Here is a 20,084-nt window from a genome sequence, read left to right as displayed (position 1 = left end):
GCCGGCTCAGTCGCCTTCGTAGTCGTCGTCGTAGTCCTCGGGATCGTCCCTGCCCCAACGTCTCTCGTCGGCCGGGGGTCTGCTGGCGATTTGCACGACGAGGATGACGACCGCGAGCACGGCCAGGACTACGCCGACAACGATCAGAGTCTCCACCCGAGGCACCCTAGCGCCGAGCCAGGGTGCCCGCTAGATGGTCGAGGGTAGGTCTCAGACGGTGGATCCGATGGTCAGCAGGGTGCGTCCGACGGCGGTCCTGGATTCGATGGCGGCGTGCGCACTTTCGGCGTCCTCGAGCGGAAACGTCTGGCCGATCACGACTTCCAATCGCCCGGCCGCGGCCTCGGCCAGCGATCGGTCGGCCAACGCGGACCAGTCGGTATCGGGGTCGGCGACGTCGAACAGGCTGTAGACGGTGATGCCCCGCGCCGCCGCCGCGTCGGCGTCCAAGGACGCGAATTCGCCTGCGGAGGCACCGTATCCGAGGAAGCGGCCCTTGTCCGCGAGGATCCCGAGCGCGGCCTCGCCCAGCGCGCCGCCCGCGCCGTCGAACACCACGTTCGCGCCTGCTCCGCTGGTCGCCGCCCGCGCCTTGTCCGCCCAGCCCGGTTCGGAGTAGTCCACGACGGCATCGGCGCCGAGGCGTTCGGCGAGCGCCAGCTTGGCCCGCCCGCGCGCGGCCGCGACGACGTGCGCCCCGGTGGCCCGCGCGAGTTGGATCAGCAGGGTGCCGAGGCCGCCGCCGGCCGCGGTGATCAACACCCACTCGCCCGGCTCGATCGCGGCACGATCGAACACCGCGAGCGCCGTCTTGCCGTCGTGCGCGAGCGCGACGGCCTGGGCCAGGCTCAAGCCCTCGGGCACGGCGGTCAGCGCGTCTGCCTTGGCCAGTGCCTTCTCCGCGTAACCGCCGATCGGCTGGCCGCCGCCGACCTTGCTGGCCGCGGTGGCGGTGGTGACGCGCTTGCCGACCCACGACGGATCGACGCCGTCCCCCACCGCACCGACCACCCCGGCGACCGCGCCGCCGGGCACATACGGCGTCGCCAACTGGAAGAACTCGCCACCCCACCCGCTGCGCAGCCTGGTGTCCAGGAACATCACGTCGGCGGCGGCTACGTCGACGAGCACCTCGCCCGGCCCGGGGACCGGCTCGGGCACCTCACGCATGGTGAGCACCTCGGGTCCACCGAATTCCACTGCCTGCACAGCCCGCATGACCAACCTCCATCACTGTCCTGTTTCCGTCTGACAGGACAAGCATGGAACCTCAAGTATTGTTGAGGTCAAGCCGAGTGATTATGCCCAGCGCGAAATCGCCCGGCCGTCAGGAGCTTCCGCCGCCACAGCTACTGCTGCTCCCTCCCCCGCAGCTGGAACTGCTGCCACCCCCACAGCTCGAGCTACTGCCACCCCCGCAATTGCTACCCCCACTGTCGTGATGACCACCGCCATGATGGTGGTGTCCTCCCCCGTGCCCGGAATCCCAACCGCCACTACAAGACCCGGCATCCGTCCCGGCGAAGCCCGCGCCCCCGGCCGCCCAGTACGGATCCGAGCTGTCGTAACCCCCGCCGTAACCACCGCGCCGCGCCCTGCGGGGCGGAACCCGCCTCCTGCTGCCGCGCACCGCCCGGACGATCACGCCGATGATCAGGAACGGCGACGCGACGACCAGCAGCACCACCAGAAGCACCACCAGAAGCAGGAGAATCTCACCCATCCATGAACCGTAACGGCCCCTCGCGCCTGCGTACAGTGAACTGTGCCGTCTTTCCGCCTCCGCAGATCCCGGCAGCGACCGATCGATCTCGCCGCCGTCAACGCCGCCGTCGCCGCCCTGGAGTTACCCGAGGCCGTCTACAAGACCTCGCCGTGGCAGCCACGGGAGCTCGTGGAGACCGGCCTACGCCAGTGGCTACGCTGCTGCGGCGCGGCCATGCGCGACGGACGGGTCATCGGCATGCCCTCGCACGCCGTGGACGAGGCGTGGCACGGATTCATCCTCTGCACCGAGCGATACGCCGCGTTCTGCGGGACCGCCTACGGCCGCTTCCTGCATCACTTCCCGGAAGGCGCTGGGCCGCCGAAGGTTTCGCACGGCTCGATGGGCGAGCAGCTCGGCCGCACCGTGGTGGCGTGGTCGCTGGTCGCCGAACCGGACGAGACCTGCGTGCTGTGGGACATGGACCGCAGGGTCGGCGTCGAGCATCCGTGGGGCGTCGACGCCGAGCGCGTCGCGGCCATCGAGGCCGAGCTGCGCGCCGTGGCTGAGTGAGCCTCAGCCGCGGCTAGGTGAGTTTCACCCGCGCCGCGACGAACCGGCCGAGCGCGGGCGCGAGCCTGCTGGCGTGGTACTGCAACCGCGCCTCCGGCGTCACCGGGACGATGCTGCGGTCCTTGCGCACGGCCCGCACGATCCGCTCGGCCACCTTCTCCGGCCCGTAGCGCCGCATCCGGTAGAGGTTGTCGTAACGCTCCTGCTTGCGCTTCTCCTCCTCGGCGCTGACGCCCGAGAACCTCGTGTTGGCAACGATATTGGTGTGCACGATGCCGGGGCAGATGGTGTGCACGGAGATCCCGCGGCCGGCCAGTTCCGCGCGCAGGCAGTCGGAGAACATGAACACCGCCGACTTGCTGGTGGAGTACGCGCTGAACCCCTGCTGCGGCGTGTAGGCCGCCATGCTGGACAGGTTGACGATGTGCCCGCCCAGTCCGCGCTCGGCCATCGCGGGACCGAAGGCGCGGCAGCCGTTCACCACCCCGCCGAGGTTGATCCGCATGACCCGGTCGAACTCCGCCGCCGAGGTGTCGAAGAACCCACCGGCCTGGCCGATTCCGGCGTTATTGATCAGAATGTCGGGCACCCCATGGGTTTCCAGCACGATCCCGGCGTGCGCCGTCACCGCGTCCGCGTCGGACACGTCGAGCTGATACGGGTGCGCCACACCGTGTTCGGCGGCGATCAGCTCGGCGGTCTGCTCGGCCGAACCGAGATCGATGTCCGACAGCACGATCTCGGCGCCTTGGCGCGCCAGGGCGAGCGCCGTCTCGCGGCCGATGCCGCTGCCGCCGCCGGTGATCACCACCAGCCGATCCTCGAAAGGTCTTGCGCTGCGGCCCACTTCGGCTCGGCGCAGCCCGCGCGGCGTAGCCGCCCCGTTAATTGTATCGATGAGCTCGGTGGTCGCGGTGGCCAGCAACTCGGGGTGGGAGAACGGCATCCAGTGCCCGGCGGGCACGTCGCGGCGCCACAGCCGCCGCACCCACTTGCGCTCGTCGTCGTACCCGGCGGGCCGGACCGCGACGTCGCGCCCCGCGACGATCAGCTGCACCGGCACCTCGGTGTGCCGCTCGCGCGGGGAGAGCAGGCGCTGCACGATGTTCGCCCGGTAGATCAGCAAGCCGTCGACCATGTCCTGACGGAACGTGGGTCCGAGCGTCACGTTGGACGGCGGCGTCTCGTTCATGATCGAGACGACCCGCTGCCACCGCTGCTCGGTGCCGAGCAGGCCGAACACCGCGCGCGGTAGCCCCGGCGTCATGAAGAAGAACGTGTAGGCCGAGGACAACGCCTGCGTGAACGGCTGCCAGACATTGCGCGGCGTCGGCCGAGAAAGCCTGTCGCGCATCCAGTTTCCGACGTGGTCGAGGTTCGGGCCGGACACCGAGGTGAAGGACGCGACCCGCTCGGCCGCGCGCGGCTCGCACACCGCCTCCCACACCTGCACCGAGCCCCAGTCGTGCGCGAGCACGTGCACCGGCCGGTCCTGGCTGACCGCGCCGGCGACGGCGAAGAAGTCCTCCGCCAGCGCGTCGAGCCGGAAGTCCTCGGTGCGCCGGGTTCTGGTGGATCGCCCGTGCCCGCGGGTGTCGTAGGTGACGACGTGGAACCGCCGCGCGAGCAACGGCACCACGGCGTCCCAGAGGTGGTTGGTGTCCGGCCAGCCGTGCACCAGCAGCACGGTCTCGGCGCTCGGGTCGCCGTATTCGTAGACGGCGAGGTCGAATTCGCCGCTGCGCACCGTCCGCTCGGCGGCCACGAGCCCGGGTTCGCTGGTCGTCATCGGTTTCTCCTTGCTGACCATAGGGTTACAGATCGAGCACCAGTCGCCCACCGGGCGAGCGGGATACGCAGACGAGCATCTCGCCCGCCTCGTGTTCGGCTGGGGTGAGCACGGTTTCGCGATGCTCCGGCTCGCCGGAGAGCACCCGCACCTTGCAGGTGCGGCAGAAACCCTGGCGGCACGAGTAGGGGCGATCCGGCCGCGACGCCAGGATCGTGTCGAGGGCGGAGCGGTCCGCGGCCACCTCCACCACCTCACCGGTGGAGGCGAACTGGATCTCGAACGGCACGCCGTTCACGATCGGCGGCGGGGAGAACCGCTCGGAATGCAGTTCCACGCCGGGCATTTCGCGCACGGCCGCCGCTACGGCCGTCGTCATCGGCGTCGGCCCGCAGCAATAAACGGCGGTGTCGGCCGTGACACCGGGTAGCAGCGCGGCGGCGTCAGGGAGGCCGTGCTCGTCGTCGGTGCGCACCGTGACCCGGTCGCCGAAGCCGGCGATCTCGTCGAGGAACGGGATGGTGTCGCGGTTGCGGCCAGTGTACACCATCGACCAGTCGAGGCCGAGCCGCCGCGCCAGCCTGGCCATCGGCAGGATCGGCGTGATCCCGATGCCGCCGGCGATGAAATGCAGACGGGCGGCCGGAGATCCATAACCCGGCACGGCGAAGGGGAAGGCGTTGCGCGGCCCGCGCACGGTCAGCGGCGCGCCGGCCGGAAGCTCGTCGTGCACCTCGACCGAGCCGCCGAGTCCGTCCGGAATGCGCCGCACCGCAATGCGATAGGAGCGCGTGTCGGCCGGATCGCCGCACAGCGAGTACTGCCGCAGCCGCCCCGAGGGCAGTTCGAGATCCAGATGCGCGCCGGGCCGCCACGGCGGCAGTTCCCGCCGATCCGGGGCGGCGAGCCGCAGGCTCACCACGTCCTGGTCGTGCGCCTCGATCCGGCGCCCGGTCACCACCAGCGCGAGCCGATGATCGGCCACGCGCGGCGCGAGGTCACGCCGGTTGATCATCGTGGTCCAGCGCAGCCGCGCCGAGGCGACCGCGTCGAGCACCCGCACCGCGCGGTCGGGTGCGCGCTTGCCGAACAGGTCCGCGGGCAGCTGTTCGGGAACGGGCCGCAGGCTCACGATCCCACCTCGCCCAGACCTCGAACTGCCATGCACCGCATCGGTTTCGGTCGCCGACGCATGCTCACGACGCGATCGCTTGCGCGGCAGGCGATTTCGCGAGATAGGCCACCGCCTGCGCGGTCGACCCGACCGACTCGGGGTCGTAGCCGGGCTTGACCGTCGACAGCGCGCTCCACAGCAGCGACGGCACGCCGGGCAGCGCCCCTCGCCACATCGCGCCGAACACGCGCGTGAGCAGCCGCGGGTAACCGAGGTCGGGCAACGAAGAGTCCTGGTGCACCATGAATTTGGTGCCGCGCACCACCAGCGTGAGGAAAATCGGGAAGACGAGCGTCATGATCGCCACCCGCCGCACATAGCCCACCCCGAAGTAGACGGCGACGTCGTGGGCGACGTGCCGATGCTCGACCTCCTCGGCCCCGTGCCAGCGGAACAGGTCCGCGATCCGCGGGTCGGCGCCGAACTTCTCCAGGTCCGCGTTGAGCACCCAGTCGCCGAGGTAGGCGAAGAAATGCTCGAGGCAGGCGATGAACGCCAGCCGCTCGACCAGCGTCTGACGCCGCTGGATGCCCTCGTTGTCCTTGGGGCCCAATGTCTTTCGGAACAGATACTCGGCCTGCCGGACGTAGGGCTCGGGATCGATGCCGTGCGCGACGAGCACCTCGGTCAGCACCTTGTCGTGCGTCTCCGCGTGCATGGACTCCTGGCCGATGAAGCCGAGCATGGCCTCGCGCAGCTTGTCGTCCTGCACCAGCGGCAGCGCCTCGGCGTAGGTGGCGCAGAACATGCGCTCACCCTCGGGCAGCAACAGGTTCAGCGAGTTGATCAGGTGGGAGGCGATGGGCTCGTTCGGCATCCAGTGCAGCGGCGTGCCGGCCCAGTCGAACCGCACGTTGCGCGCGTGCAGCGCGACCTCGCCCGGATCGATGTCCGGACGCCGCGCACTTCTACGAAGTAGCTTCATCGGCACTCCTCCCGCGACAACGTCGTCGCACGCCTTCCTTCACGGCCGTAGCAATGAGCATACACATACATGCAACCACGGGTTACATAAAGATGTGGCGAGCGCTCGGATTGAACACGAAGCGCCTACACCACGTGCCGGACACATGTCCCCCAATGCCGTTAGCCCCCTTGACAATAGAGCCGTCGACTGTGACCCACCTCGCGCCGGTTCGACCCAAAACTAGAACGCGTTCTAGTAGTCTATTGCTATGGAGCGACTAACCGGATTGGATGCCAGCTTTCTCTACCTCGAAACCGGAACCCAGCACCTGCACGTCTGCGCGCTGCTGATCCTCGACCCCAGTTCCGGGGACTACTCCTTCGAGAAGTTCAAGACCGAGCTTGGCCGGCGACTACCGCTGATCCCGCAGATGCGCAGGCGGGTGTACGAGGTGCCCTTCAATCTCGACCACCCGGTCTGGGTCGAGGATCGCGACTTCGACCTCGACTATCACATTCGGCGAATCGGCATCGCCGCCCCGGCGGGCCGGCGCGAACTGGCCGAGTTGGTCGGCGACATCGCCAGCCGCCCGATGGATCGCGACCGCCCGCTCTGGGAGATGTCGGTGGTGGAGGGCCTCGCCGACGGCAAGGTCGCGGTGATCTGCAAGTACCACCACGCGGCCGTGGACGGTATCACCGGCACCAACATGATGATGCACCTGTGCGATCTGGAGCCGAACGCGGCCAAGACTCCGCCCGCGGAGCAGTGGCGGCCGGAGCCGAGCCCGAACGACTGGCAGTTGCTGGCCAAGGCGGTGGTGAAGTTCCCGACCAAGGCGGGCATCGTCGGCATGGTGCCGAAAACCCTAGGGATGGTGGCGGGTTTCGCGCAGCGGCGGCGTAAAGACAAGGCGGGCATGGCCTTGCCGTTCTCCGCGCCGCGCACCCCGTTCAACCTGGCCATCACCCCGCATCGCGCGGTGGCGTTCACCGAGGCCGAGCTCGACGCCGTCAAGGAGATCAGGTCCGCGTTCGGCGTGAAAATCAACGACGTCGTGCTGACCGTCGTCGCCGGTGTGCTGCGGGCCTACCTGGAGAAGCACGACCAACTGCCGGACCGCTCGCTGATCGCGTCGGTGCCCGTCTCCGTGCACGAATCGTCGCGGCACACCGCGGGCATCAACAAGGTCTCCACACTGTTCGCGCGGCTGGGCACCGATATCGCGGACCCGGTGCAGCGGCTGCGCCAGGTCGCCGAGGACAACCGGGGCGCGAAGGAGGAGCACGACCTCATCGGCGCGGACTTCCTCCAGGACTGGTCGAAGTACGCCCCGCCGAACACCTTTCAGCTCGCGGCGCGGGTGTACTCGTCGCTGAAGCTGGCCGAGCGACACCCGGTCGTGCACAACCTCGTGGTGTCGAATGTGCCGGGGCCGCCGATACCGCTCTACTTCCTCGGCGTGCGGGTGGACGGTATGTACCCGTTCGGCCCGGTCTTTCACGGCGCGGGACTCACGGTGACCGTCATCTCGAACAACGGCGACCTCGACTTCGGTTTCATCGCCTGCAAGGAGCTGGTGCCCGACATCACCGAACTCGCCGACGCCGTGCCCGACGTCGTCGCCGAGTTGCTGGCCGCCGCACGAAAATTGGGCTGACACCCGCCTAGGCCCTGTTCGCCACCGCCGCCGAACAGGCGCCTCAGAGTCTCGCGGCGACCGCCGCGCAGCCGTCCAGCAGCGCGGGCACGAAGAGATCCGCCTCCAGCACGCACGCCGCGTGCCCACCTTTGAGCAGATGGATGCTCGCCCCGGGGATCATTGTCGCCATCTCCAACTGCCGATAGACGGGAATGGCGCGGTCCTGTGTCGTAATGACCACGGCGGTAGGCATTTTCAGCGTGGACAGCCACTCCGTCGCGTCGAAGCGACCGACCTCGCCGATCACCTGGGCGATGGCCCAGCCGCTGGTACTGCGCAACTCGGTGAGCGCCCAGCGATCCAATCTGCCGGGTGCCCAAGCGATCTCGGGCAGCTCGGGCAGCCGCCCGGCGAATTCCTCGAGGCGCCGGAAGGAATAGGGACCGACGGCGTCGGCGAAGGCGCCGAACGCTCGGTGAAAGGCCCGCTCGCGCCACTTCTCCTGGAACCGATAGGGCGTGGAGCACAGCACGAGTCCGCTCACCCGATCCGGGTGCCGATGTGCCGCAGCCAGACTCACCACGCCGCCCAGCGAGTACCCCACGCACACCGCCTGTTCCACGTCCAGGGCGTCGAGCACGGCGATCACATCGTCGGCGCAGTCGTCCACCGTGAACCGCTCGGAGCGGATGCCTCGGCCGTGCCAGCGCTGGTCGAACAGGATCACCCGGTATCGCTCGGCCAGCGCGGCCAGCGCGGGAAACCAGTTGAGGTAGGCGGTGCACCCCGTGCCGTGCAGGAGGACCAGCGTGGGCGCGCCCGCGGGCCCGGCGATATCGACCACGTAGGTGCGGCCGCGTCCCGGCAACTCCACCAGCCGGCCGCCCGGCACCTCGGCGATATCCGGCACCCGCCTGGCGAAGCGGCGCAGTGCCGCTGCGGATCGTGAGTTCGTCATCGCGCCTCCCGCCGGTCGCGGACAGAATTAGAACGTGTTCTACACGATGATGCCACACTGCGTCGCGCGGAGGGGCAGAGTGAAGCGCTGGGCCCTATGCCGAAGGCCCGGATACATCCAGTGGCTAGATCGTCGCCCGGCAAGGCTGAGGAGGAGCCGATACCGGGTTCAACGCGGCGATCCAGCCACCGGAGGCGTCAAATAGGACTTCGACGCAGGTCTAGACAAGCGCGCGCATGATCGACTCCGCGATGCAGACGGGTTTGTCCGAACCCTCCCGCTCGACCACGACCGCGAGCACTACCTGAAGCCCGCCGGGCACCTCGTCGACGCTGACGATCGTGGCTCGTCCGCGAATCCGCGAACCCACGGGCACCGGCGACGGGAACCGAACCCTGTTCAGCCCGTAGTTGATCCGCGCGCCCGCGTCGCTGATCCGGAGCAGTTGCCGGGTGACCGCCGGCAGTAGCGACAAGGTCAAGAACCCGTGCGCGATGGTGGTGCCGTACGGGCCCTCGGCCGCGCGCTGCGGATCCACGTGGATCCACTGCCGATCGTCGGTGGCCTCGGCGAAGGCGGTGATGCGGTCCTGGCCGATCTCGAACCAGTCGCTCACGCCGAGGTCCGCGCCCGCGGCATGGCGCAGCGAATCCATGGTGAAGGGGGTGGGCTCACTCATACGGCCCACCATAAAACCGAGCCGCCCGGCGGCGGTCCCGATGTGGCACCATCGGACGCGAGGCCAACAATCGCGGCACATTTCTGTAACGCGTTCTCAGTACGTTGGCGTGACGAACGAGCGATGGAGGTGCCTCGATGGGGCGGTTGACCGGCAAGGTGGCGTTGATCAGCGGCGGGGCCCGCGGCATGGGCGCGGCGCACGCCAAGGCCATGGTGGCCGAGGACGCGCGCGTGGTCCTCGGCGACGTGCTCGACGACGAAGGTGCCACCGTCGCAAAGGAATTGGGCGACAACGCCGCCTACGTGCACCTCGACGTGCGCGAGCGGGCGGATTGGGACGGCGCGGTCGCCGAGGCGGTGCAGCGGTTCGGATCGCTGAACGTGCTGGTCAACAACGCGGGCATCGCCAACGGCAACCTGCTCGTGGACTTCGAGCTGGCCGAGTGGCAGCGCATCATCGACATCAACCTCACCGGCACCTTCCTCGGCATGCAGGCCGTGACGCCGGCGCTGAAGGAGGCCGGCGGCGGCTCGATCATCAACATCTCCTCGGTCGAGGGCCTGCGCGGCAGCATCGGGCTGCACGGCTACGTCGCGACCAAGTTCGCGGTCCGCGGCCTGACCAAGTCGACGGCGCTCGAGTTGGCGCAGTACAACATTCGCGTCAACTCGGTGCACCCCGGACTGATCTCCACCCCGATGACCGAGGGCATCCCGGCGGAGTTCCTGCAGATCCCGATGGCCAGGGCCGCCGCCCCGTCCGAAGTCTCCGCGCTGATCACCTTCCTCGCCAGCGACGAAGCCTCCTACTCGACCGGCGCCGAGTTCGTCGTCGACGGCGGTCTCACCGTCGGCATCCCGCACAAGCCCTTCGACTCCTGAGGGCCGCCTCAGTCGCCGTAGTGATGCGGTAGGTCACGGGTCAGCACCAGCGCGAGCACCGGCAGCGCCGTCAGCGCGAGGCAGGTGATCGCGTTGATCCACTTGTACGACACCAGGATCGCCGCGAACTCGCGCAGGATCGCCGACGGCAGATAGTAGAAGGCGGTCCGCGCGCCGGTGACCTCGGCGTCGAGGCCGAGGCGCCGGGCCAGAATCGCCGTGCGCAGGATGTGGAAGTTACTGGTCACCAGCACCATTCGGGTGGTCTCGCCGCGCTCGCCCAGTAATCGCTTGGTGTAGAGCAGGTTCTCCCGCGTGGTCGTCGAACGGTCCTCCAGCACAACGCGGTCGGCGGACACGCCCCGGGCGACGAGGTAGTCCGCCATCGCCGCCGCCTCCGAGACGGCTTCGTCTAAGCCTTTACCGCCGCTCGTGATCAGCAGCGGCCTCCTGCCCGCCGCGACTTCCGCGCGGTAGACCTCCACGGCCCGGTCGAGGCGGCTCGCCAGCAGCGGCGGCACCCGATCGCCGTCCAGGCCCGCGCCGTGCACCACGATCGCGTCCATACCGGGCCGGTACGGCAACGCCCCGTAGAAAAGCGAATACAACAGGAAACTCGCGAAAAGGAATCCGATGTAGCTCACCGCCATCGTTCCCGACGCCAGAATCACGACGAACCAGATATCGCCGGTGAATATGACCACCGCGAGCAACACATACGGCACCAGCAGGACGACCCCGAGCCCGAGCGGCAACAGGCTCGCGAGCCGCAGCCCTTCCCGGCGAACCATCTGACCGCCGTTGACGATCAGCAACCCGGCAAGCACGAGCACCAGCAGCGGCGACAGCACGACGAGCAGGCCGGCCAGCACCACCGGCAGGTCGCCCTTGACGCCCGAGCCGATCACCCACACACCGGTGAAAGCAAGCCCCAACAGCAAGAACACCCCGTTACTCAGCCGCCGCCGATCCTTCCGGAACCGCAGCAGGAACACACCGAGCAGGACGAGTCCGACAACGAGCAGCATCACTCAGCCACCGTAACCGGCGCAGTGGCAACCTCGCAGCGATGCGTCGTCGCCCCGCGCACAGATCGGACGAACCGCACGGCGCGGCTCCCTCTCATATTTCCCTTTTTCCCATATCGTGTCGCTCGTCCGGACACCGGCCAAGCAATTGTGCACGACCGGTTTTCGGATTCTTCGACTTTCCACATGCCCAACAATCCCCCGTGAATGTCGTGATGAATGGGAGTCGCCCACAGCCATGTTTCGACGCATCCGTCCCGCGCTCGCCGTTGTCGCCCTGTTGATCTCGGTCGCCCATGTAGCCGTCGTGGCGGGTACCGCTGCGGCACAACCGATCTATCCGTGGCCGGACCCCGACCCCTTCTACGCCGCGCCGCCCGACCTGGATCAGGCCAAGCCGGGCGACGTGCTCGCCGTTCGCCCGATGCCCGGCCTGCCCGTGTTCCCCGGCAGCAGCGTCACGATGATCAAGTTCCGGTCCACCGACTCCAAGGGTGACCCGATCGCGGCCACCACCACCGTGCTGACCCCGGCCAATCACGTCCCCGGCGGCCCACTGCTGTCCTACCAGCACATCATCAACGGACTCGGCGCCCAGTGCGCCGTCTCCCACGTGCTGTACACCGGCGACCCGAATCTCGTTGTCCGCGAGGCGCCCGCGCTCAACACGGTGCTGATGCGCGGGTGGTCGGTGGCGCTGCCCGACCATCTCGGACCGAACAGCGCCTACGGGGCGGCGAAGCTCGGCGGAATGATCACCCTCGACGGGCTGCGCGCCGTCAAACAGGTCGCCGAGTTGGGCCTCGACGCCAGCCCGATCGCGATGTTCGGCTACTCCGGCGGCGGCATGGCGACGGGGTGGGCGGCCGCGCTCGCGCCGACCTACGCACCGGAGCTGAATATCATCGGCACGGCCGAGGGCGGCGTCCCGATGAACCTGGTGAAAATGATCGCGGGCCTCGGTTACTCCAGGCACCCGGCGTTCGGCCTCGCATTCGCGGCGGCCATCGGGCTCGAGCGCGAGTATCCGCAGCGGCTGCCGATCAGCGACAGCCTCAACGCCGCCGGCCTGGCGATCCGCGACCAGATCGCCAATGGCTGCACCAACGAGATTCTGGCCGCCGGCGCCGGGCACGGCGTCATGGACGTGGCCAGCTCCATCGCGCTGGTCGAGGACCCGGACGCACGCGCCGTGATCGAGGAGAACAGCCTGGAGCTGTACGACGGCATCCCGAAAGCACCTATCTACCAATGGCATTCACCGGTGGACGCGTTGATACCGGTGGACTCGATCGACAATACGATGCAACGGTATTGCGCGGCGGGCGTGCGCGTGCAGTCGGAACTGTTTCCGAGCCCGGACCACATGAGCACCGCGGTACTCGGCGCCCCGGCGGCGGTGGCGTGGCTCGAGGAACGGTTCCGCGGCGCACCGGCGCCGAGCAACTGCTGATCGCCGATCCCCCGAGCCGGGTATGAACCACGCCTCGGGGACGGCACCTATGGTGGGTGCATGGTCACGATCATCGGCGGTGGAATCGCGGGGACGCTGTTGGCCGGCGCGCTCGGACGGGCGGCGCCGGTCACGGTCTACGAGAGCCAGCCGAGCATCGGCGCGGGACACTTTCTGGCACTGGACGATCGGGCACACACCGCGTTGACGCGGCTGGGGGTCGGCCTCGACCGGCTGCACGGGGCCTCCCATCCCCTGGCCGCGCGGAGCGCGGCCGACCCCACCGGCGTGGTGCGCAGCGATTCCCGCACCGAGCGCCGGCTGTATCTGCGCGCCGAGCTCATGCGTGCCCTCACCGAATTCGCCTCCGCCACAGCGGCCGAACTGCACTACGACACCCCCGTCACCGAGCTGAACAGCACCGAGGGGACGCTGTTCAGCGGTGGGAAACCGATCCCGGCCGACGAGGTGATCATCGCCGCCGACGGCATCGACTCGCTCGCCCGCCGCCATCTCGAACCCGGACGCAGCGCCGAATACGCCGGGCAGATCGTCGTTTACGGGATCACCACCCGGCCGATCCGGCCGCACACCGACCCGTCCGTCCTGCACTTCGATCGCCGATTCGACGCCGAGGGCCGGCCGGTCACCACCTTCGGCCACTTCTGGAACGACGAGCTGTCCGTGTGGTTCACCCGCCTCACCCGCGAGCCGATGGCCGTGCAGGACACCGGATCTCAGCCACTCGACGGATGGGCGGAGCCGATCCTGGCCGCCGCCCCCACCCTCGACCTCGTCGAGACCATGTTGGCCGCCACCGAGACCGTGCACGTCTCCAACGCGCGAACGGTGCCGCTCGCCGACGCGCTTCCGCCACAGGCACCCGTAATCCTTTGCGGCGACGCGGATCACGCCATCACACCCGCCGCGGGAGTCGGCGCACGCGACGCCATCGAGGACGCGGCGGCGCTCGCCGAGGCTCTCCTCTCCGGCGGCTCGCCGGCCACCGCTATGGCCGAGCGGAGGGCGCGGATTCTCGCCGAGCGCGGCGCGGCCGCCCAAATGTTCCGCAAAACAACGTAAAGCGGCGGCGCGGGAGCAAATGCGTCCCGCGCCGCCGAAAGCTGTATCGACTAGGAGTCCTTGCCGCTCTCGTAGGCGCTCTGCTTGGCCTCGTCCAGGTTGGCCTCGGCGCGGGCCTTCTCGGCCTCGGCCTCCTTCTTGGCGGCCTCGCGCTCGGATTCGGCCTTGTCCTGCTGGGCGCGGCCCTCGCTCTTCAGGCCCTCGTTGCCCGTCACGATGCCCGCGGCCTCCTTGGCCTTGCCCTTGACGTCTTCGACGACGCCCTCGACGGCCTCGCGCGGTCCACTGTCGTGCTTGGTCATGATCACTCCTCCAACTCGCGGTGTGGGCGGTCATTCGCCGCATACCCGGCCCCCTCGGCGTCAATCAGCACGGGACATCATCGAGGCTGTGTCTCGCATCACGCCGCAGAGCCGGTCAACTCTGTTCTCGCAGAACAACACTCATCACCGGCCAGTCGGCAAACCTCGAGTTGTTGTCGAACCTCACGACGAGAAACCCGCGAGCAACAAACCGAGCGCCAGCAGCGTCATCACCACAGCGATGGCCGAATCCAGCACGCGCCACGCGATCGGACGGGCGAACAACGGTCCGAGCAGCCGGGCGCCGTAGCCGAGCGCCGTGAACCAGACGATGCTGCCGAGCATCGCGCCCGCGCCGAGAAACCAGCGGTCAGGGCTGGCATAGGTATTGGCGAAGGAGCCGAGCAGGACCACGGTGTCCAGGTAGACGTGCGGGTTGAGCCAGGTCAGCGCCAGGCACGTGGCGACCGTGGCGCCGAGCGCGACCGTCGTGCCCGCCGGACCCGCGGTCAGCGCCGACGACGCGAACGCCCGGCGGGCCGCGAGAACGGCGTACCCGAGCAGAAACGCCGCGCCCGCGTACCGCACCACCGTCAACACCGCGGGCACCGATTGCACGACGACGCCGAATCCCCCGACGCCCGCCGCGATCAACACCACATCCGACAGCGCGCACACCGTCACCACCGCGAAGATGTGCTGCCCCTGCACCCCTTGCCGCAGCACGAACGCGTTCTGCGCGCCGATCGCCACGATCAGCGACAGCCCGAAACCCAGACCGGAGAGGGCCGCCAAGGCGGCCGATGAAACATCCACAGCCACCGAAGCTAGGCAGCTCGTTATCTCCAGGCAAACTAAAGTTTCTGCACTACCATTACGATTTCTTAACATGGACCTGCAGTTGGATCAGCTCCGCGCGCTGAACGCGGCGGTCACCGAGGGCACCTTCGACGCCGCCGCCAAGAGCCTGCGGATCACGCCGTCCGCGGTGAGCCAGCGCATCAAGGCGCTCGAGGACGCGGCGGGGCGCGTGCTGGTCCAGCGCACAAAACCGGTGTGCCCCACCGAATCCGGGCTCGCCGTGCTGCGGCTGGCGCGCCAGATCGAGCTGCTCGCCGGGGACACCGCTCGCGAACTCGGCGACGCGCGCCGGCCGACCAGACTGCCCATCGCCGTCAACGCCGACTCGCTCGAGACCTGGGTGCTGCCCGCGCTCGCCGCCGCGCCGCCGGAGGTCTGCTTCGAAATCCACCGCGAGGACGAGGAACACACCACCAGGCTGCTCCGCGACGGCACGGTCATGGCCGCGATCACCTCCACCTCGGTCCCGGTGCAGGGCTGCAAGGTCGAGCGGCTCGGCGCGATGCGTTATCGGCCGATGGCCGAACCCGGATTCGCGCGCACCTGGTTCGGCGACGGCGCCACCGCCAAGGCCTATGCCGCGGCGCCGGTCGTGCTATTCGACCGAAAAGACGATCTGCAAGACCGCCATCTGCGCCGCCGCAGCCGCCAACCGCTGGATCCGCCGCGCCATTACGTCCCGTCCTCGGCCGGTTACCTGGCGGCGGTTCGGCTCGGATTGGGCTGGGGCATGTTGCCCGACCTGCAAACACACAATTATCGGCGCACCGAGCTGGTGGCCATCGACGGCGAGGCATTCATCGATGTCCCGCTGTACTGGCAGCAATGGCGGCTCGACTCGCCGGCATTGAGTGCGGTGGCCGCCGCGATAGCCGCGACCGCCGCGGAATCGCTGCGCTGACTACCGCGTATCCGATGATCGTGCACATGCACGCGCATTCGGGGCACAGTCCTTTTCTCCTCGCCGAGTTGGATGCGATACGGTATTAGTATTTCGAGCAATTACTCGTGACTACGCGAAGGACGCATCCCATGGCCAAGAAAGTCACCGTGACCCTCGTCGACGACTACGACGGCAAGTCGAAAGCGAATGAAACAGTTCAATTTTCGATCGATGGCGTGGCCTACGAGATCGATCTGTCCACCAAGAACGCGGGCAAGCTGCGCGTGACGCTGGAGCCGTGGGCGGAAAAGGCGCGCAAGACGGGCCGGGCGAAGCGTAAAGGCAGCGGCAAAGCGACTTCCGCGACCGATCGCGAGCAAACCGCCGCGATCCGCGAATGGGCCAGGAAGAACGGGCACAACGTATCGACCCGAGGCCGGATCCCGGCCGACATTGTGGCGGCATATAACAACGCGAACTAGCGGTACCACGCCGATTGACGCCTCGGCCCGAACCATCGCCGGTGCACGGCGGTCGCCGCGGACTTCGTGCGGGCGCTGTCCCGCGGCGCGACCGGTGGGTCATAGTGGGCTCGTCTGTAGAATTTCGGGTTCGTCGGCCGTCGGCCGGCCTCGACTCGGAGAGGACGGGTGTGTGGCGATGCGCGTACGAAAGCTGACCGCTCGGTCGGCCATTCTGAGTGCGTTGCTCGGCGCGCATCCCGCGGAAGCACCGGTGAGCTGGATCGTTTCCGTGGCAGAGGAACTCGGGCTGCAACAATCGGCCGTCCGGGTGGCGCTCACCCGGATGGTCGCGATGGGCGATCTGGAACGCGCGCCCGGTGTCTATCGGCTCTCCGACCGGCTGATCGAGCGTCAGCGCAGGCAGGACGCCGCGGTGAGTCCCGTGGTGAAAACCTGGGACGGCGAATGGTATTTGGCGGTGGTGACCGTCGTCGGCGAGGACGCCGCGGCGCGCACCGCCTTCCGCGACACGATGCGCGCGCGCAAACTCGGTGAATTGCGTGAGGGCGTGTGGACCCGGCCCGCTAACATCGAGATCGCGCTCGGGCCGGAGGCGAGCCGACGAGTTTCGGTGTTCACCGCGACGCCGCGGGAATCGCCGGTCGCGATGGCGGAATCCCTTTTCGCGCCACGGATTTGGGCCCGCGAGGCGGAGTCGCTGCTGCGCGAGTTCGCGAGTTCGACCTCGTTGCGGGAGCGGTTCGAGGTGGCGGCGGCCGCGGTACGGCATATTCTCGACGACCCCCTGCTGCCGGATCCGCTGCTGCCCGCCGACTGGCCCGGTTCGCGCCTGCGCGACGAATACGCGGCGTTCCGAACCGAATTCATGGCATTCGCCGAGCATCTGCTCGCGACTTCGGATGTGTAGTGGCTATCGATGCACGCCACGGCCCGGTTTCCGCTAACCCGTCTTGGGTGTCGCGCGCTGAATGATGGCGGCGCTGTCGATACCTGTCGGTAGGGTGCCGAAAACATCGCCGTGCTCGCCGCCGAGTCTGCTGACGGTGAACGCGTCCGCGACGGCGGGATGACCGTGGCGCACGAGCAACGAGGCCTGAAGTACCTGCGCCATATCGCCGACGACGCGGCGGGCGCGATGCTGGATGGTGTCGAAGTCACCGAATTGCCGTTCCAGCCGCGCGATCGCGGCATCGAGGTGCGCGTCCGCCCCCGCGGCGTGTTTGACTTCCTCGAAATAGGCGTCGAGCGTTTCCGGCTGTTTCGCCATCGCCCGCAGGGTGTCGAGGGCGGCGACATTGCCCGAACCCTCCCAGATCGACATCAACGGCGCCTCCCGATAGAGCCGAGGCATCCGCGATTCCTCCACATAACCGTTGCCGCCCAAGCATTCCAGCGCCTCCGCGGCGTGGATCGGGCCGCGTTTGCACACATAGTATTTGGTCACGGCCAACGCGATACGGCGCAACCGATCGGCGCCGTCCACCCCCGCCGTCGCACGGTCGGTGAGGTCGGCCAGCCACAGCGCGACCGTGGTCGCCGCCTCGGCTTCGATCGCCAGATCGGCGAGCACATTGCGCATCAGGGGCTGGTCGGCCAGCGTCGCGCCGAACGCGCTGCGGTGCGCGGCGTGGTGCGCGGCCGCGGCGACGCCGGTGCGCATCCCGGTCGCGGTGCCGAGGACGCAGTCCAGGCGGGTCAGGTTGACCATCTCGATGATCGTCGGCACGCCGCGGCCCTCGTCGCCGACCAGCCAGCCGACCGTGTTGTCGTACTCGACCTCGCTGCTCGCGTTGGAGTGATTGCCCAGCTTGTCCTTGAGTCGTTGCAGCGCAAAGGTATTGCGGGTGCCGTCGGGCAGCACGCGCGGGACGAAGAAGCAGGAGAGCCCGCCCGGCGCCTGCGCGAGCACCAGGAACACATCCGACATCGGCGCGGAGGTGAACCACTTGTGCCCGGTGATCCGATAGGTTCCGTCGGGCGTCGGGGTCGCGGTGGTCGTGTTGGCCCGAACGTCCGAGCCGCCCTGCTTCTCGGTCATCGACATCCCGGCGATCAGACCGCGCTTGGTCAGCGGCGCACGCAGGCCGGGGTCGTATTCCTTTGTGCACAAGAGGGATTCGTACTGCGCGGCCAGCTCGGGGGCGGCGCGCAACGCGGGCACCACGGCGTAGGTCATCGAGATCGGGCAGCCGTGGCCGGCGTCGACGGGGCCCCACACGCTCAACTTCGCGGCCCGCGTCAGATGCGGATTCGGCCGGGTGTCCGCCCACACCGCGCCGTGCAGTCCGAAGCCGACCGCGTGCGTCATCAGCGTGTGATAGCTGGGGTCGTAGACGACCTCATCGATCCGGTTGCCGTAACGGTCGTGCGTCTTCAGCATCGGCGGGTGCGCCTCGGCCAGATCGCCGAGTTCCAGAGCCTCCGCACTGCCCGCCAACCGGCCGACCTCGTGCAATTCTTCGAGGGCGTGCTCGGCGCCCGCGCGGCGCAGAGCCTCGAGCAGCACCGGTTGCTCGGCGGCGTCATAGTCGACGAGCGGGGGGACCTGATTCGTAACCACGTGGGTGGGCATGAAATCAGTATTACAGCGTTCCGACGATTGACACAAGTATGTAATATCTGTCAGCAGTTCACCATCGCCTAGTCAGGAATCCCACTTGTCAGATTTCGAGAATCACTCCGGTACCCGCCCCGCCGCTTGGTACGAGGGACTCACCGAGGCCCCCGACTCCCCGTTGGTCGACCGCCCGCTGCCGCCGGCGGAGATCACCTATCGCACCCTCACCTACGAGGTCACCGGCCGCATCGCGCGGATAACCTTCAACCGCCCCGAGCACGGCAACGCGATCACCTCCGACACCCCCGTCGAGCTCGCGCACGCGGTCGAGCGGGCCGACCTCGACCCGCGCGTGCACGTGATGGTGGTCTCCGGCCGCGGCAAGGGCTTCTGCGGCGGCTACGACCTGTCGCTGTTCGCCGAGAACGGCTTCGATCCCGGCGAGCCCGCGGACTCCCCCACCGGCACCGTGCTGGATCCCGTGGTTCAGGCCCGCAACCACAACCCTTGGGGCACATGGGATCCCATGGTCGACTACGCGATGATGAGCCGGTTCAACCGCGGCTTCTCCAGCCTGCTGCACGCCAACAAGCCGACCGTAGCCAAGCTGCACGGCTTCGCCGTCGCCGGCGGCACCGACATCGCGCTCTACGCCGACCAGATCATCTGCGCCGACGACACCAAGATCGGTTATCCGCCCACCCGCGTCTGGGGCATCCCCGCCGCGGGCATGTGGGCGCACCGCCTCGGCGACCAGCGCGCCAAGCGCCTGCTGTTCACCGGCGACTGCCTGTCCGGCAAGCAGGCCGAGGAGTGGGGGCTCGCCGTCGAGTCCACGCCCGCCGACGAACTCGACGAGCGCACCGAGGCGTTGCTCGAACGCATCGCCAGGATGCCGATCAACCAGCTCGTGATGGCGAAACTCGCGCTCAACAGCGCACTGCTGGCGCAGGGCGTCGCGAACTCCGGCATGATCAGCACCGTCTTCGACGGCATCTCCCGGCACACGCGCGAGGGCTACGCGTTCCAATTGCGTGCGGCGACAGAAGGTTTCCGGGAAGCGGTGCGGGAACGCGATGAGCCGTACGGTGACTGGAAGCGAGCGCAGTTCGAGGAATAGG

Annotated in this window: 20 protein-coding genes; 9 read left to right on the top strand and 11 right to left on the bottom strand. The window is 68.4% G+C overall.

Annotated features, from left to right (window positions below):
- Positions 1-6: 6 nt before the first annotated feature.
- Both ON39_RS48590 and ON39_RS09780 read right to left on the bottom strand, forming a co-directional pair.
- On the bottom strand, positions 7-156 hold the full coding sequence (locus ON39_RS48590) for a hypothetical protein (RefSeq protein ID WP_157195432.1): 150 nt from the start codon (positions 154-156) through the stop codon (positions 7-9).
- 54 nt (positions 157-210) lie between these two features.
- A complete protein-coding gene (locus tag ON39_RS09780; protein WP_040733067.1) occupies positions 211-1,218 on the bottom strand; it encodes a zinc-binding dehydrogenase in 1,008 nt (335 codons plus the stop codon).
- Positions 1,219-1,765: 547 nt separating this feature from the next.
- Between ON39_RS09780 and ON39_RS09775 the strand changes: the two genes are divergently transcribed.
- On the top strand, positions 1,766-2,278 hold the full coding sequence (locus ON39_RS09775; protein WP_040733066.1) for a UCP032817 domain-containing protein: 513 nt from the start codon (positions 1,766-1,768) through the stop codon (positions 2,276-2,278).
- A 13-nt stretch (positions 2,279-2,291) separates the two neighbouring features.
- On the opposite strand, the gene ON39_RS09770 is transcribed toward ON39_RS09775, so the two are convergent.
- The 3 genes from ON39_RS09770 to ON39_RS09760 all read right to left on the bottom strand — a co-directional run bounded on the left by ON39_RS09770 (position 2,292) and on the right by ON39_RS09760 (position 6,166).
- Positions 2,292-4,067 carry an SDR family oxidoreductase gene (locus tag ON39_RS09770; protein ID WP_051186478.1) on the bottom strand — a complete coding sequence of 592 codons (1,776 nt, stop codon included), beginning with the start codon at positions 4,065-4,067 and terminating at the stop codon, positions 2,292-2,294.
- A gap of 25 nt (positions 4,068-4,092) precedes the next feature.
- Positions 4,093-5,202, bottom strand: a complete 1,110-nt coding sequence (locus ON39_RS09765; protein WP_040733163.1) for a PDR/VanB family oxidoreductase — start codon at positions 5,200-5,202, stop codon at positions 4,093-4,095.
- A gap of 61 nt (positions 5,203-5,263) precedes the next feature.
- Complete coding sequence (locus tag ON39_RS09760) at positions 5,264-6,166, bottom strand: metal-dependent hydrolase (protein ID WP_040733063.1); 903 nt, start codon at positions 6,164-6,166, stop codon at positions 5,264-5,266.
- Positions 6,167-6,416: 250 nt separating this feature from the next.
- Here ON39_RS09760 and ON39_RS09755 point away from each other — a divergent pair, with 250 nt between their 5' ends.
- Positions 6,417-7,808 (top strand): WS/DGAT/MGAT family O-acyltransferase, encoded by a 1,392-nt coding sequence (locus ON39_RS09755; RefSeq protein WP_040733061.1) that lies wholly within the window; start codon positions 6,417-6,419, stop codon positions 7,806-7,808.
- 43 nt (positions 7,809-7,851) lie between these two features.
- Here the strand turns inward: ON39_RS09755 and ON39_RS09750 are convergent, their stop codons facing one another.
- Positions 7,852-8,748: an alpha/beta fold hydrolase gene (locus ON39_RS09750; RefSeq protein ID WP_051186461.1), complete on the bottom strand. Its 897-nt coding sequence runs from the start codon at positions 8,746-8,748 to the stop codon at positions 7,852-7,854.
- Positions 8,749-8,968: 220 nt separating this feature from the next.
- On the bottom strand, positions 8,969-9,427 hold the full coding sequence (locus tag ON39_RS09745) for a MaoC family dehydratase (RefSeq protein WP_040733060.1): 459 nt from the start codon (positions 9,425-9,427) through the stop codon (positions 8,969-8,971).
- A gap of 137 nt (positions 9,428-9,564) precedes the next feature.
- Between ON39_RS09745 and ON39_RS09740 the strand changes: the two genes are divergently transcribed.
- Positions 9,565-10,311, top strand: a complete 747-nt coding sequence (locus ON39_RS09740) for a glucose 1-dehydrogenase (RefSeq protein ID WP_040733059.1) — start codon at positions 9,565-9,567, stop codon at positions 10,309-10,311.
- A gap of 8 nt (positions 10,312-10,319) precedes the next feature.
- On the opposite strand, the gene ON39_RS09735 is transcribed toward ON39_RS09740, so the two are convergent.
- A complete protein-coding gene (locus tag ON39_RS09735; RefSeq protein WP_246003073.1) occupies positions 10,320-11,339 on the bottom strand; it encodes a YdcF family protein in 1,020 nt (339 codons plus the stop codon).
- Between the two features lie 238 nt (positions 11,340-11,577).
- Between ON39_RS09735 and ON39_RS09730 the strand changes: the two genes are divergently transcribed.
- Together ON39_RS09730 and ON39_RS09725 are read left to right on the top strand one after the other, a co-directional pair.
- Positions 11,578-12,792: a lipase family protein gene (locus ON39_RS09730; protein ID WP_040733056.1), complete on the top strand. Its 1,215-nt coding sequence runs from the start codon at positions 11,578-11,580 to the stop codon at positions 12,790-12,792.
- Between the two features lie 60 nt (positions 12,793-12,852).
- Positions 12,853-13,875: an FAD-dependent oxidoreductase gene (locus ON39_RS09725; RefSeq protein ID WP_040733055.1), complete on the top strand. Its 1,023-nt coding sequence runs from the start codon at positions 12,853-12,855 to the stop codon at positions 13,873-13,875.
- Positions 13,876-13,925: 50 nt separating this feature from the next.
- Here ON39_RS09725 and mbp1 read toward each other — a convergent pair whose 3' ends face one another.
- Both mbp1 and ON39_RS09715 read right to left on the bottom strand, forming a co-directional pair.
- Positions 13,926-14,177, bottom strand: a complete 252-nt coding sequence (gene mbp1 / locus ON39_RS09720) for a microaggregate-binding protein 1 (RefSeq protein WP_040733157.1) — start codon at positions 14,175-14,177, stop codon at positions 13,926-13,928.
- A gap of 183 nt (positions 14,178-14,360) precedes the next feature.
- The gene (locus ON39_RS09715; RefSeq protein WP_246003068.1) at positions 14,361-14,993 is read right to left on the bottom strand and encodes a LysE/ArgO family amino acid transporter; all 633 of its coding nucleotides are present in this window, start codon (positions 14,991-14,993) and stop codon (positions 14,361-14,363) included.
- Between the two features lie 73 nt (positions 14,994-15,066).
- On the opposite strand from ON39_RS09715, the gene ON39_RS09710 reads away from it, so the two are divergent.
- The 3 genes from ON39_RS09710 (at position 15,067) to ON39_RS09700 (ending at position 17,313) form a co-directional block, all read left to right on the top strand.
- Entirely contained in the window at positions 15,067-15,939 is an 873-nt protein-coding gene (locus ON39_RS09710; RefSeq protein ID WP_040733053.1) for a LysR family transcriptional regulator ArgP, read from the top strand.
- 131 nt (positions 15,940-16,070) lie between these two features.
- The gene (locus ON39_RS09705) at positions 16,071-16,403 is read left to right on the top strand and encodes a histone-like nucleoid-structuring protein Lsr2 (protein WP_040733052.1); all 333 of its coding nucleotides are present in this window, start codon (positions 16,071-16,073) and stop codon (positions 16,401-16,403) included.
- Positions 16,404-16,581: 178 nt separating this feature from the next.
- The gene (locus ON39_RS09700) at positions 16,582-17,313 is read left to right on the top strand and encodes a PaaX family transcriptional regulator C-terminal domain-containing protein (RefSeq protein ID WP_040733156.1); all 732 of its coding nucleotides are present in this window, start codon (positions 16,582-16,584) and stop codon (positions 17,311-17,313) included.
- 33 nt (positions 17,314-17,346) lie between these two features.
- Here ON39_RS09700 and ON39_RS09695 read toward each other — a convergent pair whose 3' ends face one another.
- Positions 17,347-18,978 (bottom strand): acyl-CoA dehydrogenase family protein, encoded by a 1,632-nt coding sequence (locus tag ON39_RS09695; RefSeq protein ID WP_040733049.1) that lies wholly within the window; start codon positions 18,976-18,978, stop codon positions 17,347-17,349.
- 85 nt (positions 18,979-19,063) lie between these two features.
- Here ON39_RS09695 and ON39_RS09690 point away from each other — a divergent pair, with 85 nt between their 5' ends.
- The gene (locus ON39_RS09690) at positions 19,064-20,083 is read left to right on the top strand and encodes a crotonase/enoyl-CoA hydratase family protein (protein ID WP_040733048.1); all 1,020 of its coding nucleotides are present in this window, start codon (positions 19,064-19,066) and stop codon (positions 20,081-20,083) included.
- The last annotated feature ends 1 nt before the right edge of the window (position 20,084 follow it).

This window comes from Nocardia tenerifensis NBRC 101015, assembly GCF_000308715.1.
Classification (GTDB): domain Bacteria; phylum Actinomycetota; class Actinomycetes; order Mycobacteriales; family Mycobacteriaceae; genus Nocardia; species Nocardia tenerifensis.
This window is presented reverse-complemented; position numbering and strand designations above follow the sequence as displayed.